At 64.2% G+C, this 24,583-nt stretch carries 25 protein-coding genes; 12 read left to right on the forward strand and 13 right to left on the reverse strand.

The window, feature by feature from the left end; all coding sequences use genetic code 11:
- The first annotated feature begins 192 nt into the window (after positions 1-192).
- The 3 genes from ACVMB0_RS25980 (at position 193) to gyrA (ending at position 4,280) form a co-directional block, all read left to right on the forward strand.
- Positions 193-684 (forward strand): single-stranded DNA-binding protein, encoded by a 492-nt coding sequence (locus tag ACVMB0_RS25980; RefSeq protein WP_028340751.1) that lies wholly within the window; start codon positions 193-195, stop codon positions 682-684.
- Between the two features lie 246 nt (positions 685-930).
- Positions 931-1,359, forward strand: coding sequence for a DUF2306 domain-containing protein (locus tag ACVMB0_RS25985; protein WP_461348118.1), 429 nt, complete (start codon positions 931-933; stop codon positions 1,357-1,359).
- Between the two features lie 194 nt (positions 1,360-1,553).
- Positions 1,554-4,280 (forward strand): DNA gyrase subunit A, encoded by a 2,727-nt coding sequence (gene gyrA, locus ACVMB0_RS25990; RefSeq protein WP_461348119.1) that lies wholly within the window; start codon positions 1,554-1,556, stop codon positions 4,278-4,280.
- Positions 4,281-4,399: 119 nt separating this feature from the next.
- On the opposite strand, the gene ACVMB0_RS25995 is transcribed toward gyrA, so the two are convergent.
- Together ACVMB0_RS25995 and ACVMB0_RS26000 are read right to left on the reverse strand one after the other, a co-directional pair.
- A complete protein-coding gene (locus ACVMB0_RS25995) occupies positions 4,400-6,316 on the reverse strand; it encodes a potassium transporter Kup (RefSeq protein WP_461348120.1) in 1,917 nt (638 codons plus the stop codon).
- Positions 6,317-6,548: 232 nt separating this feature from the next.
- Positions 6,549-6,806: a hypothetical protein gene (locus tag ACVMB0_RS26000; protein ID WP_050630591.1), complete on the reverse strand. Its 258-nt coding sequence runs from the start codon at positions 6,804-6,806 to the stop codon at positions 6,549-6,551.
- A gap of 267 nt (positions 6,807-7,073) precedes the next feature.
- Here ACVMB0_RS26000 and coaD point away from each other — a divergent pair, with 267 nt between their 5' ends.
- The 5 genes from coaD to queA all read left to right on the forward strand — a co-directional run bounded on the left by coaD (position 7,074) and on the right by queA (position 10,279).
- Positions 7,074-7,571: a pantetheine-phosphate adenylyltransferase gene (coaD, locus tag ACVMB0_RS26005; protein WP_456798132.1), complete on the forward strand. Its 498-nt coding sequence runs from the start codon at positions 7,074-7,076 to the stop codon at positions 7,569-7,571.
- A gap of 50 nt (positions 7,572-7,621) precedes the next feature.
- Positions 7,622-8,185 carry a peptidylprolyl isomerase gene (locus ACVMB0_RS26010; RefSeq protein ID WP_212013932.1) on the forward strand — a complete coding sequence of 188 codons (564 nt, stop codon included), beginning with the start codon at positions 7,622-7,624 and terminating at the stop codon, positions 8,183-8,185.
- Between the two features lie 5 nt (positions 8,186-8,190).
- Positions 8,191-8,628 (forward strand): hypothetical protein, encoded by a 438-nt coding sequence (locus ACVMB0_RS26015; protein WP_461348121.1) that lies wholly within the window; start codon positions 8,191-8,193, stop codon positions 8,626-8,628.
- On the forward strand, positions 8,604-9,068 hold the full coding sequence (locus ACVMB0_RS26020) for a peptidylprolyl isomerase (RefSeq protein WP_456798131.1): 465 nt from the start codon (positions 8,604-8,606) through the stop codon (positions 9,066-9,068). Before ACVMB0_RS26015 ends, ACVMB0_RS26020 begins: the two co-directional genes overlap by 25 nt.
- Positions 9,069-9,202: 134 nt before the next feature.
- The gene (gene queA / locus ACVMB0_RS26025; protein ID WP_461348122.1) at positions 9,203-10,279 is read left to right on the forward strand and encodes a tRNA preQ1(34) S-adenosylmethionine ribosyltransferase-isomerase QueA; all 1,077 of its coding nucleotides are present in this window, start codon (positions 9,203-9,205) and stop codon (positions 10,277-10,279) included.
- Between the two features lie 149 nt (positions 10,280-10,428).
- On the opposite strand, the gene ACVMB0_RS26030 is transcribed toward queA, so the two are convergent.
- The 6 genes from ACVMB0_RS26030 to ACVMB0_RS26055 all read right to left on the reverse strand — a co-directional run bounded on the left by ACVMB0_RS26030 (position 10,429) and on the right by ACVMB0_RS26055 (position 18,133).
- Positions 10,429-11,772, reverse strand: coding sequence for a calcium-binding protein (locus tag ACVMB0_RS26030; protein ID WP_461348123.1), 1,344 nt, complete (start codon positions 11,770-11,772; stop codon positions 10,429-10,431).
- A gap of 414 nt (positions 11,773-12,186) precedes the next feature.
- Positions 12,187-13,491, reverse strand: a complete 1,305-nt coding sequence (locus tag ACVMB0_RS26035) for a calcium-binding protein (protein ID WP_456754887.1) — start codon at positions 13,489-13,491, stop codon at positions 12,187-12,189.
- Positions 13,492-13,946: 455 nt separating this feature from the next.
- The gene (locus tag ACVMB0_RS26040) at positions 13,947-14,984 is read right to left on the reverse strand and encodes an aspartate-semialdehyde dehydrogenase (protein WP_461348124.1); all 1,038 of its coding nucleotides are present in this window, start codon (positions 14,982-14,984) and stop codon (positions 13,947-13,949) included.
- A 232-nt stretch (positions 14,985-15,216) separates the two neighbouring features.
- Complete coding sequence (locus ACVMB0_RS26045; RefSeq protein WP_461348125.1) at positions 15,217-15,834, reverse strand: PepSY domain-containing protein; 618 nt, start codon at positions 15,832-15,834, stop codon at positions 15,217-15,219.
- 308 nt (positions 15,835-16,142) lie between these two features.
- Positions 16,143-16,904: a TetR/AcrR family transcriptional regulator gene (locus tag ACVMB0_RS26050; protein ID WP_456754884.1), complete on the reverse strand. Its 762-nt coding sequence runs from the start codon at positions 16,902-16,904 to the stop codon at positions 16,143-16,145.
- Between the two features lie 95 nt (positions 16,905-16,999).
- The gene (locus ACVMB0_RS26055) at positions 17,000-18,133 is read right to left on the reverse strand and encodes a patatin-like phospholipase family protein (RefSeq protein ID WP_461349713.1); all 1,134 of its coding nucleotides are present in this window, start codon (positions 18,131-18,133) and stop codon (positions 17,000-17,002) included.
- A gap of 254 nt (positions 18,134-18,387) precedes the next feature.
- On the opposite strand from ACVMB0_RS26055, the gene tgt reads away from it, so the two are divergent.
- Positions 18,388-19,521 (forward strand): tRNA guanosine(34) transglycosylase Tgt, encoded by a 1,134-nt coding sequence (tgt, locus tag ACVMB0_RS26060; protein ID WP_461348126.1) that lies wholly within the window; start codon positions 18,388-18,390, stop codon positions 19,519-19,521.
- Between the two features lie 10 nt (positions 19,522-19,531).
- On the opposite strand, the gene ACVMB0_RS26065 is transcribed toward tgt, so the two are convergent.
- Positions 19,532-19,747: a hypothetical protein gene (locus ACVMB0_RS26065; RefSeq protein ID WP_456798126.1), complete on the reverse strand. Its 216-nt coding sequence runs from the start codon at positions 19,745-19,747 to the stop codon at positions 19,532-19,534.
- Between the two features lie 227 nt (positions 19,748-19,974).
- Between ACVMB0_RS26065 and cysK the strand changes: the two genes are divergently transcribed.
- Positions 19,975-20,949 (forward strand): cysteine synthase A, encoded by a 975-nt coding sequence (gene cysK, locus ACVMB0_RS26070; RefSeq protein ID WP_461348127.1) that lies wholly within the window; start codon positions 19,975-19,977, stop codon positions 20,947-20,949.
- Between the two features lie 18 nt (positions 20,950-20,967).
- A complete protein-coding gene (locus ACVMB0_RS26075) occupies positions 20,968-21,207 on the forward strand; it encodes a BrnA antitoxin family protein (RefSeq protein WP_029082626.1) in 240 nt (79 codons plus the stop codon).
- An 83-nt stretch (positions 21,208-21,290) separates the two neighbouring features.
- Here ACVMB0_RS26075 and ACVMB0_RS26080 read toward each other — a convergent pair whose 3' ends face one another.
- Positions 21,291-22,163 (reverse strand): DMT family transporter, encoded by an 873-nt coding sequence (locus ACVMB0_RS26080; RefSeq protein ID WP_461348128.1) that lies wholly within the window; start codon positions 22,161-22,163, stop codon positions 21,291-21,293.
- 217 nt (positions 22,164-22,380) lie between these two features.
- Between ACVMB0_RS26080 and ACVMB0_RS26085 the strand changes: the two genes are divergently transcribed.
- Positions 22,381-22,779, forward strand: coding sequence for a RidA family protein (locus tag ACVMB0_RS26085; RefSeq protein ID WP_456798125.1), 399 nt, complete (start codon positions 22,381-22,383; stop codon positions 22,777-22,779).
- Between the two features lie 93 nt (positions 22,780-22,872).
- On the opposite strand, the gene ACVMB0_RS26090 is transcribed toward ACVMB0_RS26085, so the two are convergent.
- The 3 genes from ACVMB0_RS26090 to ACVMB0_RS26100 form a co-directional block, all read right to left on the reverse strand.
- A complete protein-coding gene (locus ACVMB0_RS26090) occupies positions 22,873-23,427 on the reverse strand; it encodes a hypothetical protein (protein ID WP_461348129.1) in 555 nt (184 codons plus the stop codon).
- Entirely contained in the window at positions 23,372-23,731 is a 360-nt protein-coding gene (locus ACVMB0_RS26095; protein ID WP_016846110.1) for a hypothetical protein, read from the reverse strand. Before ACVMB0_RS26095 ends, ACVMB0_RS26090 begins: the two co-directional genes overlap by 56 nt.
- 194 nt (positions 23,732-23,925) lie before the next feature.
- Positions 23,926-24,525, reverse strand: coding sequence for a formyltransferase family protein (locus ACVMB0_RS26100; protein WP_461348130.1), 600 nt, complete (start codon positions 24,523-24,525; stop codon positions 23,926-23,928).
- Positions 24,526-24,583: the final 58 nt, after the last annotated feature.

Raw genomic sequence — 24,583 nt, forward strand, 5'->3', positions numbered from 1 at the left:
TTGTGGCGAACAAAACTGGAACATTCCCGGCCGGGATGCTATATCTGATTATCGTGGATAACCGTGCGACGGCGGAGGGCGCCAAGCCGCCGCCGGCGTATAGGGTCATCCACGACGCCTGCAATGTAAGTGGCGAAGGTTGAGAGTGGCGGCCGATGTCCGGACGCCCGGTTTTTGAGTGGAGATGATGCGATGGCAGGAAGCGTGAACAAGGTGATCCTGGTTGGAAACCTCGGCAAGGATCCGGAAATCCGGCGGACCCAGGACGGTCGTCCGATCGCCAATCTGTCCATCGCCACCTCGGAGACCTGGCGCGACAAGGGCACCGGCGAGCGCAAGGAAAAGACCGAGTGGCACCGCGTCGTGATCTTCAACGAGGGCCTCTGCAAGGTCGCCGAGCAGTACCTGAAGAAGGGCGCCAAGGTGTACATCGAGGGTCAGTTGCAGACCCGCAAATGGACCGACCAGAGCGGCGTCGAGAAGTACTCGACTGAAGTCGTGCTGCAGGGCTTCAACTCCAACCTCACCATGCTCGATGGGCGCGGCGGTGGCGGCAGCAGCTTCTCCGATGATGGCGGCAGCGATTTCGGCTCGTCCGGTCCGGTCAGCTCGGCGCCGCGCCGTGCGGTCGCCGCCGGCGGTGGCAGCCGCAACAGCGACATGGACGACGACATCCCGTTCTGAGCGCGCGCCCGAAGACTGCGTCAGCCGCCGTTCCGTGACGATCATTTGCCGGAACGGCGGTTCGATGTGTCGCGACAGTTCCTCATGTGAATTATGAGGATAACTTTCTAACGGCTTGCAGTGTTTCGCCCAGATGACGGCGCTCAGAGCCGGTTCCCGCGACTTTGACACAGGTCAATGTGAATGGTATTTACATTGCCTGTGGCGAGCGAGGCTTTGCCGCGGATCAATTCGAGGGCCGCCATCATGAGCCTCGCGCCATTGCTCGACGCCGCGCCTGCGATCCCGCTCCATGCCTTTGCCGCCATGGCCGCCTTCGTGCTCGGCTCCATCCAGCTTGCCGCGCCGAAGGGCACGCTGCCGCACCGGACGCTGGGTTGGATCTGGGTGATCCTGATGCTGGTGGTCGCCGGAAGCTCGTTCTGGATCCACCAGATCCGCCTGCTCGGGCCGTGGAGCCCGATCCATCTGCTGTCGATCTTCTCGCTGCTCATGCTGGTGCTCGGCGTCATGGCCGCGCGGCGTCACAACGTCCGCCGCCACAAATACACGATGATCGGCATCTTCTTCGGCGCGCTGGTCATTGCCGGGCTGTTCACGTTCATGCCCGGGCGGATCATGCATGCGGTGGTTTTCGGCCAGCGATGGGATGGGCAAATAGCGAATGGGGAGTAGCGAAGAGGGCGTTTTCCACTCGCTATTCGCTACTCGCCATTCGCTTCTCGACCAAGCGGCCGTGGTCCCGCCGACCCACCCGTAAGTCCATGAAAAAACGAAGGGAAAAACGGCTTGCCGGAGCCGTGGAAGGGTGGTTTTCAGGCCATCGATACGCTATATGATTCCCCAGTAGAACCGACCGGATTTCCCCTTTGTCCGATAACGACGACCACAAGCCCGGCGAGCCGCCGGGGCCCTCAGATATTCGTCCCGTTTCCATTCTCGACGAGATGAAGAAGTCCTACCTCGATTACGCGATGAGCGTGATCGTGTCGCGTGCGCTGCCCGATGCGCGCGACGGGCTCAAGCCGGTGCACCGGCGCATCCTCTATTCGATGCATGAGCAGGGACACACCCCGGACAAGAAATACGTCAAGTCCGCGCGCGTGGTCGGCGACGTGATCGGTAAATATCACCCGCACGGCGACCAGTCGATTTACGACGCGATGGTCCGCATGGCGCAGGATTTCTCCCTGCGCGTGCCGCTGATCGACGGCCAGGGCAATTTTGGTTCGATCGACGGCGATCCGCCGGCCGCCTATCGATATACCGAAGCGCGGCTGACGCGCGCGGCACTGGCCGTCCTTGCCGACATCGACATGGAGACCGTCGATTTCCAGCCGAACTACGACAATTCCGAGCAGGAGCCGTCGGTTCTGCCGGCCCGCTTTCCGAACCTTCTGGTCAACGGCGCCGGCGGCATCGCCGTCGGCATGGCGACCAACATCCCGCCGCACAATCTCGGCGAGGTGGTCGACGCCTGCGTCGCGCTGATCGATAATCCGGCGCTCACGATCGACGAGTTGATCGACATCATTCCCGGACCTGATTTCCCGACCGGCGGTGTCATCCTGGGCCGCCAGGGCATCCGCTCGGCCTATCATCTCGGCCGCGGCTCGATCGTGATGCGCGGCAAGGTGACGATCGACACCATCCGCAAGGACCGCGAAGCGATCATCATCTCCGAAATTCCCTATCAGGTGAACAAGGCGACGATGGTCGAGCGCATTGCCGACCTCGTGAAAGAGAAGAAGATCGAGGGCATCGGCGACCTGCGCGACGAGTCCGACCGCGACGGCTATCGCGTCGTGATCGAGCTGAAGCGCGAAGCGGTGCCCGATGTGGTGCTCAACCAGCTCTACCGCTTCACGCCGCTGCAGACCAATTTCCCCGCCAACATGCTGGCGCTGGATTCCGGCCGTCCGCAGACCATGAATCTGAAGGACCTGCTCAACATCTTCGTCGCGTTCCGCGAGCAGGTGGTGACAAGGCGGACCAAGTTCCTGCTCGGCAAGGCCCGCGACCGCGCCCACATCCTGGTGGGCCTTGCGATCGCTGTCGCCAATATCGACGAGATGATCCGCGTCATCCGGACCTCGCCCGATCCGAACACCGCGCGCGAGGCCCTGATGTCGCGCGACTGGCCGGCGCGCGACGTCGAGGCGATGATCACGCTGATCGACGATCCCCGCCATCGCATCAACGATGACGGCACGCTGCGGCTGTCGATGGAGCAGGCGAGGGCGATCCTCGATCTCCGGCTGCAACGCTTGACCGCGCTCGGGCGCGACGAGATTTCCGAAGAGCTCGACAAGCTCGCGGCCGAGATCGCCGACTATCTCGACATCCTCCGGTCGCGTGCCCGCGTGCAGGACATCGTCAAGACCGAACTCGCCGAGGTGAAGCAGCAGTTCGCGACGGCGCGCAAGACCGAGATCATCGAGCAGGAAGGCGAGGTCGAGGACGAGGACCTGATCCAGCGCGAGGACATGGTCGTCACCGTGTCGCATGCCGGCTACGTCAAGCGCGTGCCGCTGTCGACCTACCGGGCGCAACGCCGCGGCGGCAAGGGCCGCGCCGGCATGCAGACCCGCGACGAGGATTTCGTCTCGCGGCTGTTCGTGGCCTCCACGCACACGCCGGTGCTGTTCTTCTCGTCGCGCGGCCAGGTCTACAAGGAGAAGGTCTGGCGGCTGCCGATGGCCGCTCCGAACGCGCGCGGCAAGGCGCTGATCAACATCCTGCCGCTGGAGCAGGGCGAGCGCATCACCACGATCATGCCGCTGCCGGAGGATGAATCCTCCTGGGGCAATCTCGACGTGATGTTCGCGACGACAGGCGGCACCGTCCGCCGCAACAAGCTGTCCGACTTCGTCGACGTCCGCCGCTCCGGCATCATCGCCATGAAGCTCGGGGAGGGCGAGGCGATCGTCGACGTGCAGATCTGCACCGAGCATGACGACGTGCTGCTGACCGCCGCCGGCGGGCAGTGCATCCGCTTCCCGGTCACCGATGTGCGCGTCTTCACCGGCCGCACCTCGATGGGCGTCCGCGGCATTGCGCTGGCCGAGGCCGACAGGCTGATCTCGCTGGCGATCCTGCGCCATGTCGAGACCACCTCGGACGAGCGCTCGGCCTACTTGAAGATGCGCCGCGCGGTGGCCGGCGAGGCCGCGACCGAGGAGCCGGTCGAGGCCGAGGGCGAGGAGACCGCGAATGCGATCCAGCTGTCGCAGGAGCGCTATGCCGAGCTGTCGGCCGCCGAGCAGGTGGTGCTGACCGTCTCGGTCAACGGCTACGGCAAGCGGACCTCGTCCTACGAGTACCGCACCACCGGCCGCGGCGGCAAAGGCATCGTCGCGATGAGCGTCAACAACCGCAACGGCAACCTCGTGGCGTCGTTCCCGGTCGAGGATGCCGACCAGATCATGCTGGTCACCGACAAGGGACAGCTGATCCGCTGCCCGGTGGCCGACATCCGCGTCGCCGGCCGCTCGACCCAGGGCGTGATCGTGTTCGACACCGCCGAGGACGAGCACGTGGTCTCGGTCGAGCACATTCCGGAAGAGGAAAACGGCGAGAACGGCAACGGCGGCTAAGGCCGCCGGGGCCGATCTCGTAGCCCGGATGGAGCGAAGCGAAATCCGGGGGGTCTGTCGACGCAGCACGCTGGTCCCGGATTGCGCTGCGCTTCATCCGGGCTACGCGGACGATGAGATCAGATCTCGATCTCGGTGCCGAACTCCACGACCTGGCCGGTGGGTACGCCGAAGAACGCCGCCGACCGCTCGGCGTTGCGTTGCAGGAAGGCGAACAGCGATTCCCGCCACACCCACATGCCCGGAATGTCCTCGCGCGGGATGATGGTCTCGCGGCCGATGTAGTAGGTCACGTCGGAGAGATCGATGCCGGGCAGCTTGGCCTGCCGGCAGGCGGTCTTCAGCCCCTCATAGATCGTCGGATACTGCATGAAGCCATAATGCAGGATGATGCGCGTGATGCCCGGGCTGATCTCGATCACGTCGGCGCGGTCCTCGTCGGGAATCCTCGGCCGCTCCTCGATCTGCACGGTGACCAGCAGCACGCGCTGATGCAGCACGTGATTGTGCTTGACGAACTGGGTCAGCGCCAGCGGCACCCCGTTGGGGGCCGAGGCCAGGAACACGGCGGTGCCGGGCAGGCGGGCGCTGCATTTGTTGACCGCGGTCTCGATCAGATCCTCTTCCGGCTGACGCAGCTTGCTGCGCGCCTTCTCGACCAGCTTCACGCCGCTGCGCCAGGTCATCATCAGGAACGCGACCGCGCCGGCGAGCAGCAGCGGGAACCAGCCGCCTTCGAACAGTTTCTCGGTGTTCGCCGCAAAGAAGATCAAGTCGATGATGAAGAAGAAGCCGTTCACCGCGATCACCAGGAACGGCGAGTAGCCCCACTGGATCGCGACTAGGGCGGCGAGCAGCGTGGTGATCGCCATCAACAGCGACACCGCGATGCCGTAGGCGCCGGCGAGGGCGTCCGAGGTGCCGAATGCCAGCACCGCGCCGAGCGTGCCGGCCGCGAGCAGCCAGTTCACCAGCGGCACGTAGATCTGTCCGATCGCATCGCTGGTGGTGTGGCGGATATGCATGCGCGGCAGGAAGCCGAGCTGGATCGATTGCTGGGTCAGCGAGAACACGCCGGAGATGATCGCCTGCGAGGCGATCACGGTGGCAAGCGTCGCGAGCAGCACCAGCGGATAGTGCGCCCAGTCGGGGGCGAGCTGGAAGAACGGGTTGTCGATCGAGTTCGGGTCGTTGATCAGCTCGCCGGCCTGGCCGAAATAGTTGAGCACCAAAGCCGGCAGGCAGACCGCGAACCAGGCGAGCCGGATCGGAAAGCGGCCGAAATGCCCCATGTCGGCGTACATCGCCTCGCCGCCGGTGACTGCGAGGAAGGCGGCGCCGAGGATGGCGAAGCTGACGTGAAAATCCTGATGGATCAGGAAATCGAATGCATAGTACGGGCTGAGTGCGACCAGCACGCCGGGCGCCTTGACGATGCCGTGGATGCCGAGCGCCGCCAGCACGGCGAACCAGAACAGCATCACCGGGCCGAAGATCTTGCCGATGAAGCCCGTGCCCTGCTTTTGCATGATGAACAGGCCGATCAGGATGACGACGGTGAGCGGCACCACCGCAGGCGCCAGCGAGGGCGCGTCGACCTTGAGGCCTTCGATCGCCGACAGCACGGAGATAGCCGGCGTGATCGCGCCATCGCCGTAGAGCAGGGCGGCGCCGATCAGTCCAACGACCAAAAGATGGGCCCGCCAGGTGCCGGGCGCCGCGTTGCGGGCCGAGAGCAGCGCCAGCAGCGCGACAATGCCGCCTTCGCCGCGGTTATCCGCGCGCAGGATCAGCATCGCATACTTCACCGAGATGATCAGGATCAGCGCCCACAGGATCAGCGACACCACGCCGAGCACCGCACTCGAGGTCAGCGGCCCGCCATGGGCGGCAGCCTTGGCAGCTTCCTTCAGGGCGTAGAGGGGGCTGGTGCCGATGTCGCCATAGACGACACCCAGCGCACCGAGCGTGACCGCAACCGGGATCGGACTGGTTGGAGGGTGGCCGGAAGAGACGATGGCGGGCGTACTGGTCACGGCGATCCCCCGATGGCTTGCGCCCGCCGGATCATCCGGCCGGGCGCCTTGAACGATAGTCTGCGACGAGACGTCGCAAATTACCATTGGGTTCTGCGTGACGGCCTTGACCATACGTCAGGCTGACGGCTGGTGTGCCGCTCCGATCGCGCCGGGGCGGCAACTCTCCGAGGTACGACCTCGTCGCATTTCCTTCACGCGAACCGGTGGCGACCTCGCCGGGAAATTTATTCTACGGGGTGCGGTCGGCGGTGACGAGGCGGGCTTCGCGGACCACCGTCTTGTTGCCGGCGCTGCGCAGGCAGGAGGCTTCGAAATTCGGCCAGGCCTGCTGCGAGCAATCCTTGCCGACCGGATGAATGTCGAGACGGTCAGCCTTGGCCAGCGGCTGCGGGGTGGAGGCTTCGACCTGCGGCGCAAAGCCCGGCAGCACGGTGAGCGCGGCGGCAATGAACGCGGCAACGGCGATAGCGGAAAGTGCCTTGATCATGACGGTCCCCATGTGATCGGGCCCCCGGGGCCCGTCGTTTCGTTGTCCAATGTCTACCGGCCGCAAGTTTCCTGGTGTCTTCGCCACCCCGGGAAATGGTTTCGTCGCCGGCCGGTTTTGTTTCATCCGCCAGTGGCTGACGAAACATTCACCCTCGTAGACGCTGGCATCCCAGGACTCGTTCACTGGACGAGGCGGAATTTATTTCGCGCGGCCGAGGGAACCGGGGCGGCTTGCCGGGGAGGGCCGGGCGGGTTAGGAGGGACCATGTCCCGTATCGCGCTCTATCCCGGCTCCTTCGATCCCGTCACCAACGGCCATCTGGACGTGGTCCGGCAGGCCGTAAGCCTGTGCGACCGCCTGGTGGTCGCCGTTGCCATCCATGCCGGCAAAAAGCCGCTGTTCTCGACCGAGGAGCGGCTGGAGATGCTGCGCGAGGTGTGCGGCCCGATCGCCCAGCAGGCCGGCTGCGCCTTCGATTGCACCACCTATGACAATCTGACGGTGACCGCGGCACGCAAGCTCGGCGCGACCATCATGATTCGCGGCCTGCGCGACGGCACCGATCTCGACTACGAGATGCAGCTCGCCGGCATGAACGAGGCGATGGCGCCCGAGGTGCATACCGTATTCGTTCCGGCATCCGTCGCGGTCCGCCCGATCACGGCCACACTGGTGCGCCAAATCGCCCAGATGGGCGGCGACTTCTCTGCATTCGTGCCGTCATCAGTCGCCGCTAGCCTGAAGGCCAAGTTCGCCGGTTGAGACCGGCGGGGCCTGCCACATCCCGAACGCTAAAGAGATCCGGAGTTTCCATGATCCGCATTCTTGCATTTGTTGCCGCGCTGCTTTGCGTCGTGCCCGCGGTCGCGCAGCCGCTGCCCGCCGGCCTCGACAAGGCCAATGCGATCGTGATCGACTCAACCAAGGGCCGCATCGTCATCAAGCTGCGCACCGACATCGCGCCCCAGCATGCCGAGCGCATCAAGCAGCTGGCGCGCGAGGGCTTCTACAACAACGTGCCGTTCCATCGCGTGATGGACGGCTTCATGGCGCAGACCGGTGACGGCCAGAACTTCAACGGCACCGGCGGCTCGAAATATCCGAACCTGAAGCAGGAGTTCTCGCAGGTGCCGTTCAAGCGCGGCATCGTCGGCATGGCCCGGCGCGGCGACAGCGTCGACAGCGCCAATTCGCAATTCTTCATCATGTTCGCCGACGGGCCGAGCCTCAACGGCCAGTACACCGTGATCGGCGAGGTGGTGTCGGGCATGGACGTGGTCGACAAGCTGAAGAAGGCGTCGGCAGGCTCGCCCGGCGGCGCCGTCACCGATCCCGACAAGATGGTGAAGGTGCAGGTCGCATCCGACATCAAGTGATCCGGATGGCGGCGCCCAGCAAACCGCCTGCCTGGTTCGCCGCGCCGCTGATCTGCCTTGCGCTGGCCACGCCAGTGCGGGCGGAGCCGGAGCAACTCAATACGATCAGGGACGTTGTTCTTGCCATCCACCGCTGCTGGCGGCCGCCGCCGGCGGACAAGGCCGGACCGATCGACATCACCGTCATCGTCAGCTTCAACCGCGAGGGCGCGATCCTCGGGCATCCCAGGATCAGTTACGAAACGCAGGAGGCCACCGACAATGACCGGATCGCATACCGGGTCGCGGTGATGGAGGCGTTGCAACGCTGCACGCCGATGCCATTTACCGAGAGCCTGGGCGGCGCAGTCGCTGGCCGCCCATTCGCAATCCCGTTCAGGAACAAGAAATATCCACCCCGAAGCCAGGAGAAGCGAGCATGGCTGCTACCGAGAATACTCTGATCCTCGAAACCACCCAGGGCCCGGTCACGATCGAAATGCGCCCGGATCTCGCGCCCGGCCATGTCGCGCGGATCAAGGAGCTGGTGCGCGAAGGATTCTACGACGGCATCGTGTTCCACCGCGTGATCGACGGCTTCATGGCGCAGACCGGCTGCCCGCAGGGCACCGGCATGGGCGGAAGCGGCAAGAAGCTGAAGGCCGAGTTCAACAAGGAGCCGCATGTCCGCGGCACCGCCTCGATGGCCCGCGCCGCCAATCCGGATTCCGGCGACAGCCAGTTCTTCATCTGCTTCGACGATGCCTCGTTCCTCAACGGCCAGTACACGGTCTGGGGCAAGGTCACCGAGGGCATGGAGAATGTCGACAAGATCAAGCGCGGCGAGCCGGTGCAGAACCCGGACAAGATCGTCAAGGCCCACATGGCCGTCGACGCGGCGTAAGTATTGACCGTCATTCCGGGGCGATGCCTAAAGCATCGAACCCTCAGGTGCGCAATTGCGCACCGAGAATCCCGAGATTCCGGGTTCACGCTTCGCGTGCCCTGGAATGACGGCGGTGAGGTACTGATCGCGCCATGCGCACCGATCTTTTCGACTTCGAACTGCCGCCCGAAAGCATCGCGCTCCGGCCCGCCAGCCCGCGCGATTCCGCGCGGATGCTGGTCGTGCATCCGGACGGCGCACTGCGCGACGCCACCATTGCCGACCTGCCGCATTGGCTGGAGCCCGGCGATCAGATCGTCGTCAACGACACCAAGGTGATCGCAGCCCAGCTCAAGGGCCGCCGGATCGGGCGTGAGACCGAACCGAAGATCGAGGCGACCTTGATCAAGCGGCTCGACGGCTCGCGCTGGCAGGCGCTGGTCAAGCCGGCGAAGAAGCTCAGCCCCGGCGACAGCATCCGCTTCGGCAACGAGGGCAAGGTCTGCCTGCTCGGCAATCTCGATGCAGAGGTCGAGGCGAAGGGGCAGGAGGGCGAGGTGACGCTGTCATTCTCGTTCCACGGTCCGGTGCTCGACCAGGCGATCGCAGATGTCGGCGTCACACCGCTGCCGCCCTACATCGCCTCCAAGCGGACGCCTGACGACCAGGACGTCAGCGACTACCAGACCATGTTCGCTTCGAACGAAGGCGCGGTCGCCGCGCCGACGGCCGGGCTGCATTTCACGCCGGCGCTCGAGGCGGCACTGCGCAGCCGCGGCGTCGAACTGCACCGGCTGACGCTGCATGTCGGGGCAGGGACGTTTCTGCCGGTCAAGGCCGAGGAGACCTCCGAGCACAAGATGCACGCCGAGTGGGGCTGCATCACCGCGGAGACCGCTTCCGCCTTGAATGCCGCGCGCGCAAAAGGCGGCCGGATCGTCGCGATCGGCACCACGTCGCTGCGGCTGCTTGAAAGCGCCACGACGCCTGACGGCATCGTGCAGCCGTTCGCGGCGGAAACCTCGATCTTCATCACGCCTGGCTATCGTTTCCGCGCGGTCGATATCCTGATGACGAACTTCCATCTGCCGCGCTCGACGCTGTTCATGCTGGTCTCGGCCTTCTCCGGCCTCGATACCATGCAGAGCGCCTACGCGCATGCGATCAAGCACGGCTACCGGTTCTATTCCTACGGTGACGCGTGCCTGCTGTTTCGCGCGGGCGACTGACGAAGCAGGTCGCACGTCTGGGCGTGCTTCCGGCCTATCCCATGTGCCGTCCGAAATAGCGGCCATATCATATGGCGCTTCGGTGGCCGCCACCTCTGCGATTGCCCTGTGGCGAAAGGGCCGGGTGGGATGACCCGGCCCCTCGATCGTCAGGTAAACGTGAACATGCTCGCATCGAGCTGCGCGGGAGCGACGCCGATCAGCCAGGCCGCATTGCCGGCCGCGTCGGTGATGATGGTCGTGTTGATGCCCGCCGAGTAGAACGAGGCGGCCTGGACATCCGCGAATGAGTGCAGCGACGTGCCGGCAAAATCCAGCAGGTCTTTGACGCCACCCGTATTGAAGTCCTCGATCACCATGGTCTCGGGTGCCGCATCGGTGATCATGAACGTATCGGAGCCGCCGCTGCCCCAGACATAGTCGACACCGCCGCCACCGTTGATGACGTCGTTGCCAAAGCCCATCAAAAATACGTCGACACCGCTTCCGCCGGTGACCGTATCTCCGGCGTTGGAGCCGTAGACATAGTTCTGGCCCGATCCGCCGTAGATGACGTTGCCATCGGTCTCGCCCGAGGAGATGAAGATGTTCAGGCCCGATCCGCCATACATGGTATCGACACCGGCCCCGCCATAGAAGTAATTCGTGCCGGGCCCGCCATAGAGATAATCCGCGCCGTCGCCGCCGAACATGACGTTGACGTCGCTAGCGCCAGTGCCTCCCGAGCCGACTAGAATGTCGTTGCCCGCTCCGCCAAACAGATAGTTGAAGCCGGCGCCGCCATAGATGGAATCGTTGCCGTCTTCGCCGAGCAGCACGTCGAGGCCGGTTCCGCCGACCAGCAGATCGTTGCCCGTGCCGGCGTAGATGTAGTTGTTGCCATTGCCGCTGTAGCCGGTGTCGTTGCCGTTGCCCAGCACGAGCACGTCGTTACCCACGCCGCCGCTGACCAGATCGTTGCCATCGCCGCCGTAGAGCAGGTTGTTTCCCGTGCCGCCGTCGACGATGTCGTCGCCGCCGCCGCCGTCCATGGTGTCGTTGCCGGCTCCGCCCGAGAGAGTGTCGCCCAGGGTAGAACCGGAAATGTTGTCATCGCCCGAGAAAAACAGAGTTAGCAGCGCGTCGTTTGGAATATGAACGGTCGTCGCGTATGGCTCCGCTTGCGTCGGGCTGATAGTGTACCAAGAGCTGAAGTCGACCGCGACTGATGTATTCGATATATTAAAATCTACCGCACCGTTGTGCGATGTCTGCATCGATGTGACAGTGCCGGATGCTGCAGCAAAGTAGATGCCATCATTGTTAACATCCGTGTAGGTGAAGCCGCTTCCGGACACAAAAGCTGCGTATTGAGTACCCACGTTCGCCCAAACGAATCCTGCACCGGTTCGGCTCGAAAAACCCGCAATATAGTCGTTCTGGTTCGCGGGTACGAAGACGGAGAACAGGGTCGCAAAGTTGATGGCTTGGTTGGCGGCGGTAAATGTCGTCATGCTGAGAGCCCCGATGCAATGCTCATTTGGAAAAAGGCATACCGTGTCCCTTCGCCCTCTAATTGCATTTTAATGTCGAGCGTGCAATTCTCAACCAGCGCACGAAAATTGGTCCGCTTGCTCTCACACTGTTTAAACGGGTTGGGTCTGCGAAGGCAGTGCGTGCGCGAGCTATACGTGGTTCGCCCGCGGGGCATTTGAGCGAGGTGAGTACCGGTTCGGCCTGGAAAATGCATCAAGACCGGAATCCAGAGCTCCGTTCCGATTCAATCGGAACGGAAAGGCTCGAGGCATTGGATCACCCCGGGTCAGATCGCTAGATCAAACGCAGTCGTGTTGGCGGCATCCGACGACACGCCAACACTCTTCAAGAGCCGCTTGCGCTTGCTCGACGTCTTCCGATGAGTTCACGGCCTAGGTAAACGTGAACAGGCTCGCATCGAGTTGCGACGGAGCCACGCCGATCAACCAGGCAGCGTTGCCGGCCGCGTCGGTGACGATCGTCGTGTTGATGCCCGGCGAGTAGAACGAGGCGGCCTGGACGTCGGCGAATGAGTGCAGCGACGTGCCGGAGAAATTCAGCACGTCGTTGACGCCACCCGCATTGAAGTCCTCGATCACCATGACCTCGGGAGCCGCATCGGTGATCGCGAAAGTGTCCGAGCCACCGCCGCCCCAAGCGTAGTCGACGCCGCCGCCGCCGTTGATAACGTCAGCGCCGGAGCCCATCAGGAACACATCAACGCCGCTGCCGCCCGTGACCGTATCTCCGCCATCGGAGCCATAAACGTAGTTTTGGCCAGAGCCGCCGTAGATGACGTTGCCGTCGGTCTCGCCCGAGGAGACGAAAATATTCAGGCCCGATCCGCCATACATGGTATCGACGCCGGCGCCGCCGTAGAAGTAATTGGTGCCTTGTCCGCCGTAGAGATAATCCGCGCCGTCGCCGCCAAACATCACGTTGACGTCGCTGGCAGAGGTGCCTCCTGAGCCGATCAGAACGTCGTTGCCCGATCCACCAAAGAGATAGTTGAAGCCGGCGCCGCCGTAGATGGAGTCATTGCCGTCTTCCCCGAGCAGCACGTCGAGTCCGGTACCGCCAACCAGCAGATCATCGCCGCTGCCGGCGTAGATGTAATTATTGCCATTTCCGGCGTAACCGGTGTCATTACCGTTTCCGAGGACAAGCACGTCGTTGCCTGATCCGCCGGTGACCAAGTCGTTGCCATCGCCGCCGTAAAGAAGATTGTTGCCGGGCCCACCGTCGACGGAGTCGTTTCCACCCCCGCCGTACATGGTATCATTGCCGTCCCCGCCCGAGAGCGAGTCACTCGCTGTAGAACCAGTGATCTGGTCATTGCCTGCAAAGAAGGCATTCATGAGCGCGGTGACAGGAATCTGGACCGTTCCTCCCGCGTACCATGAGCTGAAGTCGACTGCGACCGACGTATTCGTCACCGTGAAATAGGGGGACCCATTGTGCAGCACTGAAATCCCGGTAACTGTCCCTGATGCAGGAACCTGGACGAACAGGACAGTCGTATAAGTGAAATTGGTTCCGGTCACAGTGGTCGTGAAACCATTGTCGTTCGTGTAGGTGAATCCGGACGCGGTTTCGTTCGAAAACGCGGTTGCCAGATGAGCCAGATTGTTCTCGCTGAAGACGGAAAAAAGGGTCGCGAAACTGACGGCTTCGGTATTGGCCGTAAATGTCGTCATCCTGAAACCTCCGAAACAATGGCCTTGTCCGCGAATGAGGCTTCCTAAAATATCCGGTCCAATTAACGACAGTTCAGTTGGGCTGGCCGACCGAACGTCGTGCAGGTCAAAGCCAGCATCAGGCAGGCAACTTACCGGCGAAAAATTTAGCAGAGCCCGCACGCCGCCGGTGTGAAGCAGGTAACACCGGCCGATCGTACGAGGCCCATTCGAGCAAGCTTGCCGGCCGGAGTCAATTGAAGTTGGTATGACGCTCGTCTATCCCTGCCTGCTGTTTCGAAGGACGGGGCGACCTGCGTCGGCCGGGATCAAACCCGGCCGACGTCGACGATGTAGGTCTGGTGGAGCAGGCGCCGTCCAGCTCGCCGAGCCTGATGAGCGAGGCATCGCCTGACTGCTTCATGTCGTCGCGCGCCGCATTGGGCGTGCGGGACCTCAGCACATTCCAGCTTCCCTCACGCCATCGCGCGCTCGGGCAGCAGCTCCGCGATCTGCACCGCGTTCAGCGCGGCGCCCTTGAGCAGCTGATCGGCGGCGACGAACATCGAGATCGAGTGGCCGCTGGGGTCGCTGAGATCCTTGCGGATGCGGCCGACCAGCACGTCGTCCTGGCCGGAGGCGTCGATCGGCATCGGGAAGTAGTTCTTGGCGCGGTCGTCGACGATCTTGACGCCCGGCGCCTGCGCCATGATCGCGCGCACCTGGTCCTCGGTGATCGGCTTCTCGCATTCGAAGGTGATCGCCTCGCAATGCGCGCGCAGCACCGGCACCCGCACGCAGGTGACGCCGATCGCGATCTTCTCGTCCTCGAAGATCTTGCGGGTCTCCTTGATGACCTTGGTCTCCTCGTCGTTGTAGCCGGTCTCCGGATCGACCGCCGTGTTATGGTTGAACAGGTTGAAGGCGTAGGGGTGCGGCATCACCTTCGGGGTGTAGACTTGTCCATTGAGATTGGCGCGGGTCGATTCGACGAGCTCGTCCATCGCGGCGGCGCCGGCACCGCTCGCGGCCTGATAGGTCGCGATGATGACGCGCTTGATGCGGTTCTTCTGGTGGATCGGCCATAGCGGCACCAGCGCGGTGATGGCGGCGCAGTTCGGGTTGGCGATGATGCCCTTGTGATCACGGATCCGTCGCGCGTTGATCTCCGGGATCACCAGCGGCACATTCGGATCCATTCGGAAGGCGGAGGAGTTGTCGACCACGACGGCGCCGGACTTCACCGCAAGCGGCGCGAACTTCCTGGAGATGCCGCTGCCGGCCGAGAACAGCGCGATGTCGACGCCCTCGAAGGCGCGCTCGGTCAGCTCCTCGATCACCACCGGCTTGCCGCGGAAGGTGACGGTCTTGCCGGCCGAGCGAGCGCTCGCCAGCGCCTTCAGCTTGCCGACGCGGAAGCCGCGCTTGTCCATGGTGGCGATGAATTCGGCGCCGACTGCGCCGGTGACGCCGACAATCGCGACGACGGGATCGTTACTCACTTTGTCCTCCATTCGGGTTGAAATTCAGGCAACAAAAAAGCCCCGGACCTTCATCAGGCGGGGCTTCGGGCAGAGATGATGCGGTTCGACCAACTACGCGCGCACGCCTCCCGAGGCCCCGGAGGGCTTGGTGGTTTTGCTGGTGCGTTTGGTCGCGGTGATCATGGTGCGGACTTATGCGGGAGAGATCGGCGTCCGTCAACGGCTTTTGGGCGAAAATCTGGCGAAGGAATACTGGGTATGCTCAGCGCCGGCGCGCGCCGGGCGGCTCGAGGATGACCTCTTTCAGATCGTTGCCGGCGAGCACGACGATGACGAAATTAAGCTTGCCGCGCTCGCGCATCAGGCCACCCGAGATCGCCTTGCCCGAGGTCGTGTGCTCGGCGACGCGCACCGCGTCCGCCAGGCGATGCCGGAGCGCCCTGAGCACCGTGAGGTTGTCGCGGTCGTCGGCATCGAGGGATGCCAGCGACGAAGGAGCCTCGCCACCGATGACTTCGCCGGTCGAGGCGTTGATGGCGTGCTGCCAGATGCGATCCCGCTGCATGGTCTTGACCCGGTAGACCGCGGGCTCGGTCGCCCCATCGAAGCTGACGTCAGCGGTGATCGCGCCGGAATGCAACGCCTCCGCGATCGCCATCGCCCTGCGCAGCGAGATCTGGGCCGCCTGGAAGCTGTCGAGCTCGCGGCGAACCGCGTGCACGTCGAGCGCGCTGTCGCTGTCCTGCGGGGTGAGGGCTGCGGCCGCCGAGCTCGTGATCGCATGCGCCGGCGAGGCGAAGGGCAGGGCCAGCAGCGCGGTGGCAAAGAGCCGCGTTCCGAATACCCAAGGCCCAAATGTCCAAGGCAGCAGTCCGCGCAATCGTCCTGTCCTCATCGTCAAACCTGTATCGAACTCATGCTCGCGCGTTGTCCGCGCTTCGGATCGGCCTCTTGGGCCGGGAAAATGCGGCCGGCCCTTGTTAGTCAAAGGCCGGCCGCCGAACGTTCAGACGAAGCGATGGCGGCAGCTCCGTCCTAGACGATCGAAGTTTACAAGGCGGCGCAAAACCCATTGGGGGGCTGATCCGGGTTCGGCGTCTCTTTGCAACTAAACAATACGGTTTCGTTCCGTTTATTCAAGGCTCATCACGGCAACGTGTAAGACGCGGAAACGATCCTATTAAACTGTCAGCGGGACGGCCGGCGGCGCACCTTCGCGGCCTCCTTGGCCGCCTCGTGCAGCCGGTCCCTTGGCCCGACGGCGCCGGCGAGGAACAGCCGGATCGACACTTCCATCCGCGTCTCGGCGGCTTTCATGTCGATCGGAATCCCGAATGTCGCCATCCGATGGGTGTGGCCGACCACCATGTTGAGGAAGGTCTCTGCCGCGATCGTGGTGTCTTCGAGGTCGAGGGCGCCCTTGTCGACCAGATGGTCGAAGAAATCCGCCGTCGTGGACACGGCTTTCGACCAGCCCTCGTCGACCGCAAGCTTGGCGACCTCCGGAAAATTGATCGCCTGCGCGGTCAGGATCCGGCTGAAGGCGATGGAATCGGCGCTGCAATTCAGCACCAGCAATTGGCGGCCGAGATCGATCAGCCGCTCCTCGACCTGGCCGTCGCAGTTGCCGTCGCCGTGCATCTCGGCGGCTGCTGCGGCGAGCGGTGCAAGCCAACGGGCGATTTCGCGCCGAAGCACCGCGGCGAACAGACCGCGCTTGTCGCCATACTGGCCATAGACCGTGGGCTTGCTGACGCGGGCGGCCTCGGCCACCGCGTCGATCGATGTCGCCTCGAAGCCGCGCTCGAGGAACAGGCGCGTGGCGACCTCGATCAGCCGTTGGTCGCGCTCGATCGCAGCGTCCCGGGTCGGCCGGCCGCCGCGTGACTTGATCACGCCGCGTTTGGTCGCCTTGTTGGCCACCTTGGCCTTGGTTGCCGTCAATCCCATTGCCCATTCATCTCGTTGTGCGTCGGACGGGTCCCTCCGGTCTATAACTCGCGCGATGCGGATTCGTCCATTCGGCGGTATCGGGGGCGGGCCGCTCAGGGCGGCGTCGCGGTCCAGGCCTGGCCTGCGGCGGCCTTGTCATAGCCGTACTGGTAGAGCGCACGCATATAGCCGGTGTCGAAGCCCTGGGTTTCCGGCGCCGGGTAATCGCGCTCGATATAGGACAAATGGAAGCCCAGCCGGTTGCGGCGGGCGAAATCATAGGTCGACAGGATCACGGAGCGGGTCTGCGCCTGCGTGATCGCGGAAATGCTGCGTGAGGCGACGTCGATCGTCGAGTTCGACACCAGCTCAAAATTGCCTTCGAGCTTCTTGTTGACGAGGATGTAGATGTTCATGCGGCCATTGGCGGGCCAGGCGCGCTCGCGGAACATCAACGCGTCGGGCAGCGTCAGCACCGGCGCGGTGACGCCGCCATCGACATGCATCTCCTGGAAGCGGCGGCCCTGGCCCTCGGCGTCGATCATGATCGGTGGAAACACCAGCGGGATCGAGGCGGAGGCAGCCATCACGTCGCGAAACAGCTGCAACGCGTCCGGCGTTCCGACCGCGGCGATCCGCCCCATGTCCCAGATCACGGTGCGTTGGGTGTCGAGATCGGTGGTGACGATCAGGAGCTTGCGGCCCTTGGTGTTCTCGCGCGCCACCTCGCTCAGGATGTCCGGACCGACATAACGCGCCACCAGTTCGCGCAGCCGCTTGTTGCCGAACAGGCCGGAGCCGAACAGCACCCGCATCAGGCTCGGGTCCTGCAGCAGGCTCTCCGCGATGCCTGAGGTATAGACCTCCTTCAGCGTGTCGTCGTAGCGCGAGCCGAGGAATGCAAAGGGCGCTATCAGGCCGCCGGTGCTGACGCCGGAGACAACCGAGAAGGAGGGACGGTTACCGGCCGCGGTCCAGCCGCTGAGGACACCGACGCCGTAGGCGCCGTCGGCGCCGCCGCCGGAGAGGGCGAGGTAGGTCTTGATCGGGGCGAGGTTGTCCTTCTCGAGTTTGAATTTGGACGCCGGCTCGTCGGCATAACGGCGCAGCCCGTCGAGATCGAGCACCCGCGAACTGGCGGCATCGGCGGCCGTATACGGCGTGCGCGGGATCGAGCTGCAGGCCGCCAGCACGACCGCAAGCCCGCACAGCAGGGCCGTTTGCCGGATCACACGCACGATCGTCATCCGATTGCGGATGCCGTCAGGCCGGGCGCTGGAGCGGGAGGACATCGCGATCAGTCGGGTTTCGGGCGGGATTGCTGTCGCGGCGGGACGGTCCGCCGCCATATTGTTGACATAAAACGATACGGTTTCGTTTTGTTTAACGGAAGGGCGGTTCCAGAGCAAGCTCGGGTTCGGCTGTGCGCGTTCACGAAGTCGCGCGGAAGCCGTTACCCGACGGGTTGATCGGGCGTCAGTGACACGCAATAAGCAGCCGCATGACGCTTCCCAATCATTTCGAGCTCTTGGCAACCGACGGCGCAGCCCGTACCGGCCGCCTGACCACGCCGCACGGCCTCGTGCGGACGCCCGCCTTCATGCCGGTCGGTACCGCGGGGGCGATGAAGGGCATGCATTGGCGCGAGGTGCGCGACGCCGGCGCCGATATCGTGCTCGGCAACACCTATCATTTGATGCTGCGGCCGGGTGCCGAGCGGATTGCCGGGCTTGGCGGCCTGCAGCGCTTCACCGGCTGGGGCGGCCCGATGCTGACGGATTCCGGCGGCTTCCAGGTGATGTCGCTCTCGGAATTGCGCAAGGTGACCGAGAAGGCTGTGACCTTCCGTTCGCATATCGACGGCGCCAAAGTCGAACTGTCGCCGGAGCGCTCGATCGAGGTGCAGCGGCTGCTCGGCTCCGACATCGCGATGCAGATGGACGAATGCGTGCGGTTGCCGGCCGGGCGCGCCGACATCGAGCGCGCGATGCAGCTCTCGCTGCGCTGGGCCGAGCGCTCCAAGCGAGCCTTCGAAAGCGCGCCGGACGGCTACATGCTGTTCGGCATCGTGCAGGGCGGCGATATCCCCGACCTCCGTCACGCCAGCGCACGCGGGCTGACCGACATCGGCTTTCACGGTTACGCGATCGGCGGCCTCGCAGTCGGCGAACCGCAGGCGGTGATGCTGTCGATGATCGAGGAGACCGCACCGGCGCTGCCGGAGGATCGGCCGCGCTATCTGATGGGCGTCGGCACGCCGGAGGACATTCTGGAGGCGGTGGCGCGCGGCGTCGACATGTTCGACTGTGTGATGCCGACACGGAACGGACGCCACGGCATGGCGTTCACCCGGTTCGGCCAGATCAATTTGCGCAATGCCCGGCACATCGACGATCCGCGTCCGCTCGATGAGGAGAGCTCGTGGCCGGCGGCACGCGACTATTCGCGCGCTTATCTGCATCACCTGGTGCGATCAGGCGAAACACTTGGGGCAATGCTGCTGTCCGAGATTAATGTCGCCTATTACCAGGAGCTGATGCACGGCATCCGCGATGCGGTGGCGAGCGGCACGTTCGAGGATTTCAGAACGAAAACGCGCGCCGGTTGGGCGCGCGGGGACATCGCTCAGAGGTGAGCTTATGTGATCAGTTGCACACGATCGGTTTGACCGCGTGCTTGGTCACGAACCCGTAACCGCAGGTGTCGCAGGTCCAGAGGTAGCTGATCAAATTGGCGTGGAGGTAGGCCGACGCTTCCGCCGCAACCATGGAATCCGCACACACCGGACAGGTCGGCAAATCGCTGCCGCGCGGATCGGGCCGAGACGCCGTGGTCGACAGAACTTCAGCAAGAGCTGGCATGTGACCTCCTTTGCGTTCTGAGCTGCACCTGACGAAAGTATATAAGCGCACTTGTTTGACCATGTCGCAACACAAATGCGTAGGTTTTACGTTATTTGGCTGAGGTTTCGATTTTGCGATGCAACGAATTCGCGTCGCGACCGTTTCACACTTGCGCGTTGTGGTGCGCTGCCTCAAATGAGCAAGACCGCATATTTCCAGCATATCCCGCAACGAGGAGCCGCTTGATGGACGCGCCGTCGACAACGAGTGCAGTGCAACCCGGACGCGGCCGCGTCTTTGACTCCATCGTCGATGCGATCGGCTCGACGCCGATCGTGCGGCTGCGCCGACTGCCGCAGGCGGCAGGCGTCAACGCGACGATCCTCGCCAAGCTGGAATACTTCAACCCGGCGGCCAGCGTGAAGGACCGGATCGGTGCGGCGATGATCGTGGCGATGGAGAAGGCCGGCATCATCAACGCCGACACCGTGCTGATCGAGCCGACCTCGGGCAATACCGGCATTGCGCTCGCCTATGTGGCCGCCTCGCGCGGCTACCGGCTCAAGCTCGTGATGCCGGAATCGATGTCGATCGAACGGCGGCGGATGCTGGCGTTCCTCGGCGCCGAGATCGTGCTGACGCCGGCGGCGCTGGGCATGAAGGGCTCGATCGCGACCGCGGAAGAACTGGTGCGCACGACGCCCAACGCGGTGATGCCGCAGCAGTTCAAGAACCTCGCCAATCCAGAAATCCATCGCCGCACCACCGCCGAGGAGATCTGGAACGACACTGGCGGCACCATCGACTATTTCGTCGCTGGCGTCGGCACCGGCGGCACCATCACCGGTGTCGGCCAGGTGCTGAAGCCGCGCAAGCCGTCGCTGCGGGTGGTCGCCGTGGAGCCGGAGGAGAGCCCGGTGCTGTCGGGCGGCCAGCACACTCCGCACAAGATCCAGGGCATCGGCGCAGGCTTCATCCCCGACATCCTCGACCGCTCGGTGATCGACGAGATCGTCAAGGTCAACAGCCCGACCGCGATCGAGACCTCGCGCGCGCTGGCGCGCAACGAAGGAATCCCCGGCGGTATCTCCTCGGGCGCCGCGATCGCGGCCGCCTTGCAGATCGGCAAGCGGCCGGAAGCTGCGGGCAAGACCATTCTGGCGATTGTGCCGTCATTCTCGGAGCGCTATCTCTCGACGGCGTTGTTTGAAGGAATTTGAGACACAGGAATCCAAGACATGGCCGACCAGCCGAGACGTCCGCGAACCCTGAACGATGCCCGCAGCGAGGCCGAGGCGGCGTTCAAGCGCGCCACCACCAAGGTCGCCGACGCGGTGCCGAAGACGGTGGCCGTGCCCGGCGTCCGCGAGCAGGTCACGCTGCGGATCGACCAGGACGTGCTGCAGTATTTCCAGGAAGGCGGTCCCGGCTGGCAGGACCGCATCAACGCGGCCCTGCGCAAGGCCGCGGGGAAGTAGCGCTTTCTGGACCAGGGAGCCCGGGAGATCCCGGGCTCTCTGCTACGATAGGCAAGCTGCGCTGGACGTGGCGCGACGCGAGATCATTTCGCGTGCGCCGGCGCCTTTCCGCCCGGCGTCAGGTTCAAGAGGTTGCCGGCCAGGATCATCGCCGCGCCGAGCACCGTGTAGGCGTCGAGCCGCTCGGCATAGATCAGCCATCCGACGATGGCCGTCAGCGGCACCCGGACGAAATCCATCGGGATCACCACGGTCGCGTCGGCGTGGAGCAACGCACGCGCCATGCAATAATGCGAGAAGGTGCCGCAGAATGCGATCACGGCGAGCCAGCCCCAGGTCGACAGCGGCGGCCAGGTCCAGACATAGAGCGCGGGCCCGATGCTGGCGAGCGACTGCACCACCAGCATCCAGAACATGATGGTCAGTGTCTGCTCGGTTCGGGTCAGCGATTTGACCACGACAACCGAGATGCCGAAGCCGACGGCCGCGCCGAGCGCGATCAGCTGGCCCGGATTGATCGCGCCGGCCGGCCGCACGATGACGAGCACGCCGACCAGTCCCAGCACGATCGCGACCACCTTCCAGGATGTCATGCGTTCGCCGAGAAAGCTCGCCGCCAGGATCGCGGTCCAGATCGGCATCGTGAATTCGATCGCCACCACCTGGCCGAGCGGGATCAGGGTCAGCGCATAGAACCAGCCGAGCTGGGCGCAGAAATGGATCAGGTTGCGCGCGATGTGGACGTGCACGCGTGCGGTCTTCACCACGGCAAGCCCGCCATTCATGGCGATCAGCGGATACAACATCCCGAAGCCGAGCACGCCGCGCACCGCCATCAGCTGGAAGACGTTGACCTCGCGCGTCGCCTCGCGACCGGCCACCGCCACGATCAGCATCAGCGCGAGCCAGCCGGACATCCACAGCGCGGCGCGGGTCTTTGAGGGCGTGCGATCCATGACGGAAATGAGGTGAGGAGGGATTCCCGGTATCGGCGAGCTGCCACGAATTTGCAACGCGCAATTCCGTCGACCGGTGGTGCGCCGGCTGCGCGATCTCTGCTAAGCACAAGATGTCATTCCGGGATGGTTCGAAGAACCAGGCCCGGAATCTCGAGATTCCGGGTTCGCCCGCTTTCGCGTGCGCCCCGGAATGACAATCAGGGAGGATCTGCTCATGCGTGTCTTGCAACCGGCCGAATGGTCGAAACCCCGCGGCTTCTCGCACGGTGTCGCGTTCGACGCGCCCGGCAAATGGATCGTGCTCGCAGGCCAGACCGGCGGCGACGAGAAGGGCGATTACGCCTCCGACATGGCCGCCCAGGTCGGCACCGCGCTGAAGCGCATCGTCAAGCTGTTGAACGAGGCCGGCGCCGGCCCCGAGCACATCGTGCGCCTGACCTGGTACCTGACCAGCCGCAGCGAATACGAGGCCGCGGGCGCCGGCATCGGCGCGGCGTGGAAGGAGACGCTCGGGCGCAATTTCCCGCCGTCGACGCTGCTCTATATCGACGGTCTGGTCGATCAGCGCGCCAAGGTCGAGATCGAGGTTACGGCGTTCGTGCCGGCCGCATAGCGCCGCTGAGACGCGCGCGGGGTCATTGACGCGCGGCCAAATGAAAAGCCCCCGGGGATGACCCGAGGGCTTTTCTCGTCGCAGGACGATTGATCACTTCGACAGCGTGATGTTGGCGCCGCGGAACTGGCTGTCGGCCCTGATCGTGACCGACTGCTTGTTGCCGCTGGTGCGCATCGAGATGTCGGCGTTGAAGCCGGGGGCGCTGGCCACGACCTGGAAGTTGCCGCCGCCGCCACGACCGCGCAGATCGCCGCTGACATTGCGGCTGGACTCGCTCCACGAGCCAGTCACCGCGCTGCCTTCAGCCTGTACGTCGGCCGCCAGGTTGAACTTGTAGGCGTCGCTGGCGCAGGTGAGGCTCATGGTCATCCTGGGCCCACCGACGTGATAGGTCGCACGGCAGCGAATCCGCTCGCTGGATCCATCGTCCAGCGTGACCGAGCCGGCGCCCGACCAGGTGCCGGCCATGCCGGCGAACGGGCCGGACTGCGCATGGCCCGCCGTGCTCGCGAGGGCGGTCACGAAAAACGCGGCGGCTGCAAATGCGGGCCGCCGCGCGCTGGCGAAGAATCTTGATAGGCTGGTGATCTTACTGACGGGATGCTTCCCATCGGCCGCTGCACGGTACGCCAGCTGATGCCCCATTCCACTTCCCCGATCCGGAGTTGCCACTGAGTTGTCCGTTCGCATATGCACCATTGATCGAGACTCGCACAAGTCCCCCACTGCCGACGGTGCCGGAGATCGCCGCACCCTGTGCCGAGATTTTTCCTTCGGCGACGGTCACGGTCGAGCTCTGCGACGGCTCGCAGCTTCCGGTCTTGGTGACGACAGTGACGTTCCAAAGGCCGTCATAAGGCTGCTGAGCGGACGCGGGAGCAGCGGTGAGGGCGGCAGCCGAAGCGACCGAAGTGACCAAAATCAGGTCGCGGATGCGGATCGAACGCATGAATCAAATCCCTGTAATTTCGTGTGATGACGCGGCTTATCCTGTCACAATGTGTTCAAAATTTGCTGCGTCGCGGGAACCCCCGAATGTTCCTGTGAACTCAAACACATCATAGTGAATCTGGTTCCGGGTCAGGAACGAAAGAATCGTGTCTCCTCGTTTCTAGATGTGGTATTTTAATACCTAAATGCGGCCTAGTGCTTGCCGGGACTCAGGTTGGGCGCCTTGGTCGCAAACTGCTCGTCCTGCGGCTTGGCCGGCAGCGTGCCATTGACCTTGCCGTAGTCGATGACCTCGCCGAGCAGACGTAAGCCGAGCGGCGCCAGCGCGCGCTCCCACAACTCGCGGGCGGTCTCGCCCTTCTTGACGAAGACCCAGTCCTGCGCGGCGATCGCGCCGGCATCCATGCGATCGGCGAGATGATAGATGCTGCCGCCGGCGATCGGATCGCCTTCCTTGATGGTCCATTCCACCGCCGCGATGCCGCGGTGACGCGGCAACAGCGATGGGTGGTATCCGATGCCGCCGAGCTTGGCGACGGCAAGCGCCTCCTTGCTGACGCGGGCGTGACTGTGGGCGGTGACGATCAGGTCGGTGCCGGGCGCGATCTCCGCGGCGGTCACCAGCTTGGGATCGGCCTGGATCACGACCTCGATGCCCGCCGCCCGGGCTGCGGCCGCCAGCCGGTCCTCGCCGTCATGGACGACCACCCTGACCAGCGTGACGTGGTGCTCGCGCAGCATGTTCAGGGTCGTCACGCCGAAATGGCGGGAACCGACGAGGGTAATGCGCATGGGATCAATTCCGTGGGGGTTACTTTGGACCTATCGAGGGCTGCCGCTATGCCGATAG

This window comes from Bradyrhizobium sp. USDA 4451 (assembly GCF_054822585.1).

Excerpts from the sequence above, each read along its gene's own strand:
- ACVMB0_RS25980 (WP_028340751.1), top strand. The coding sequence starts at position 193 with ATGGCAGGAAGCGTGAACAAGGTGATCCTGGTTGGAAACCTCGGCAAG.
- ACVMB0_RS25985 (WP_461348118.1), top strand. The coding sequence starts at position 931 with ATGAGCCTCGCGCCATTGCTCGACGCCGCGCCTGCGATCCCGCTCCAT.
- ACVMB0_RS26000 (WP_050630591.1), bottom strand. The coding sequence starts at position 6,806 with ATGATCAAGGCACTTTCCGCTATCGCCGTTGCCGCGTTCATTGCCGCC.
- coaD (WP_456798132.1), top strand. The coding sequence starts at position 7,074 with ATGTCCCGTATCGCGCTCTATCCCGGCTCCTTCGATCCCGTCACCAAC.
- ACVMB0_RS26010 (WP_212013932.1), top strand. The coding sequence starts at position 7,622 with ATGATCCGCATTCTTGCATTTGTTGCCGCGCTGCTTTGCGTCGTGCCC.
- ACVMB0_RS26015 (WP_461348121.1), top strand. The coding sequence starts at position 8,191 with ATGGCGGCGCCCAGCAAACCGCCTGCCTGGTTCGCCGCGCCGCTGATC.
- ACVMB0_RS26020 (WP_456798131.1), top strand. The coding sequence starts at position 8,604 with ATGGCTGCTACCGAGAATACTCTGATCCTCGAAACCACCCAGGGCCCG.
- queA (WP_461348122.1), top strand. The coding sequence starts at position 9,203 with ATGCGCACCGATCTTTTCGACTTCGAACTGCCGCCCGAAAGCATCGCG.
- ACVMB0_RS26030 (WP_461348123.1), bottom strand. The coding sequence starts at position 11,772 with ATGACGACATTTACCGCCGCCAACCAAGCCATCAACTTTGCGACCCTG.
- ACVMB0_RS26035 (WP_456754887.1), bottom strand. The coding sequence starts at position 13,491 with ATGACGACATTTACGGCCAATACCGAAGCCGTCAGTTTCGCGACCCTT.
- ACVMB0_RS26040 (WP_461348124.1), bottom strand. The coding sequence starts at position 14,984 with ATGGAGGACAAAGTGAGTAACGATCCCGTCGTCGCGATTGTCGGCGTC.
- ACVMB0_RS26050 (WP_456754884.1), bottom strand. The coding sequence starts at position 16,904 with ATGGGATTGACGGCAACCAAGGCCAAGGTGGCCAACAAGGCGACCAAA.
- ACVMB0_RS26055 (WP_461349713.1), bottom strand. The coding sequence starts at position 18,133 with ATGACGATCGTGCGTGTGATCCGGCAAACGGCCCTGCTGTGCGGGCTT.
- tgt (WP_461348126.1), top strand. The coding sequence starts at position 18,388 with ATGACGCTTCCCAATCATTTCGAGCTCTTGGCAACCGACGGCGCAGCC.
- ACVMB0_RS26065 (WP_456798126.1), bottom strand. The coding sequence starts at position 19,747 with ATGCCAGCTCTTGCTGAAGTTCTGTCGACCACGGCGTCTCGGCCCGAT.
- cysK (WP_461348127.1), top strand. The coding sequence starts at position 19,975 with ATGGACGCGCCGTCGACAACGAGTGCAGTGCAACCCGGACGCGGCCGC.
- ACVMB0_RS26075 (WP_029082626.1), top strand. The coding sequence starts at position 20,968 with ATGGCCGACCAGCCGAGACGTCCGCGAACCCTGAACGATGCCCGCAGC.
- ACVMB0_RS26080 (WP_461348128.1), bottom strand. The coding sequence starts at position 22,163 with ATGGATCGCACGCCCTCAAAGACCCGCGCCGCGCTGTGGATGTCCGGC.
- ACVMB0_RS26085 (WP_456798125.1), top strand. The coding sequence starts at position 22,381 with ATGCGTGTCTTGCAACCGGCCGAATGGTCGAAACCCCGCGGCTTCTCG.
- ACVMB0_RS26090 (WP_461348129.1), bottom strand. The coding sequence starts at position 23,427 with ATGGGGCATCAGCTGGCGTACCGTGCAGCGGCCGATGGGAAGCATCCC.
- ACVMB0_RS26095 (WP_016846110.1), bottom strand. The coding sequence starts at position 23,731 with ATGCGTTCGATCCGCATCCGCGACCTGATTTTGGTCACTTCGGTCGCT.
- ACVMB0_RS26100 (WP_461348130.1), bottom strand. The coding sequence starts at position 24,525 with ATGCGCATTACCCTCGTCGGTTCCCGCCATTTCGGCGTGACGACCCTG.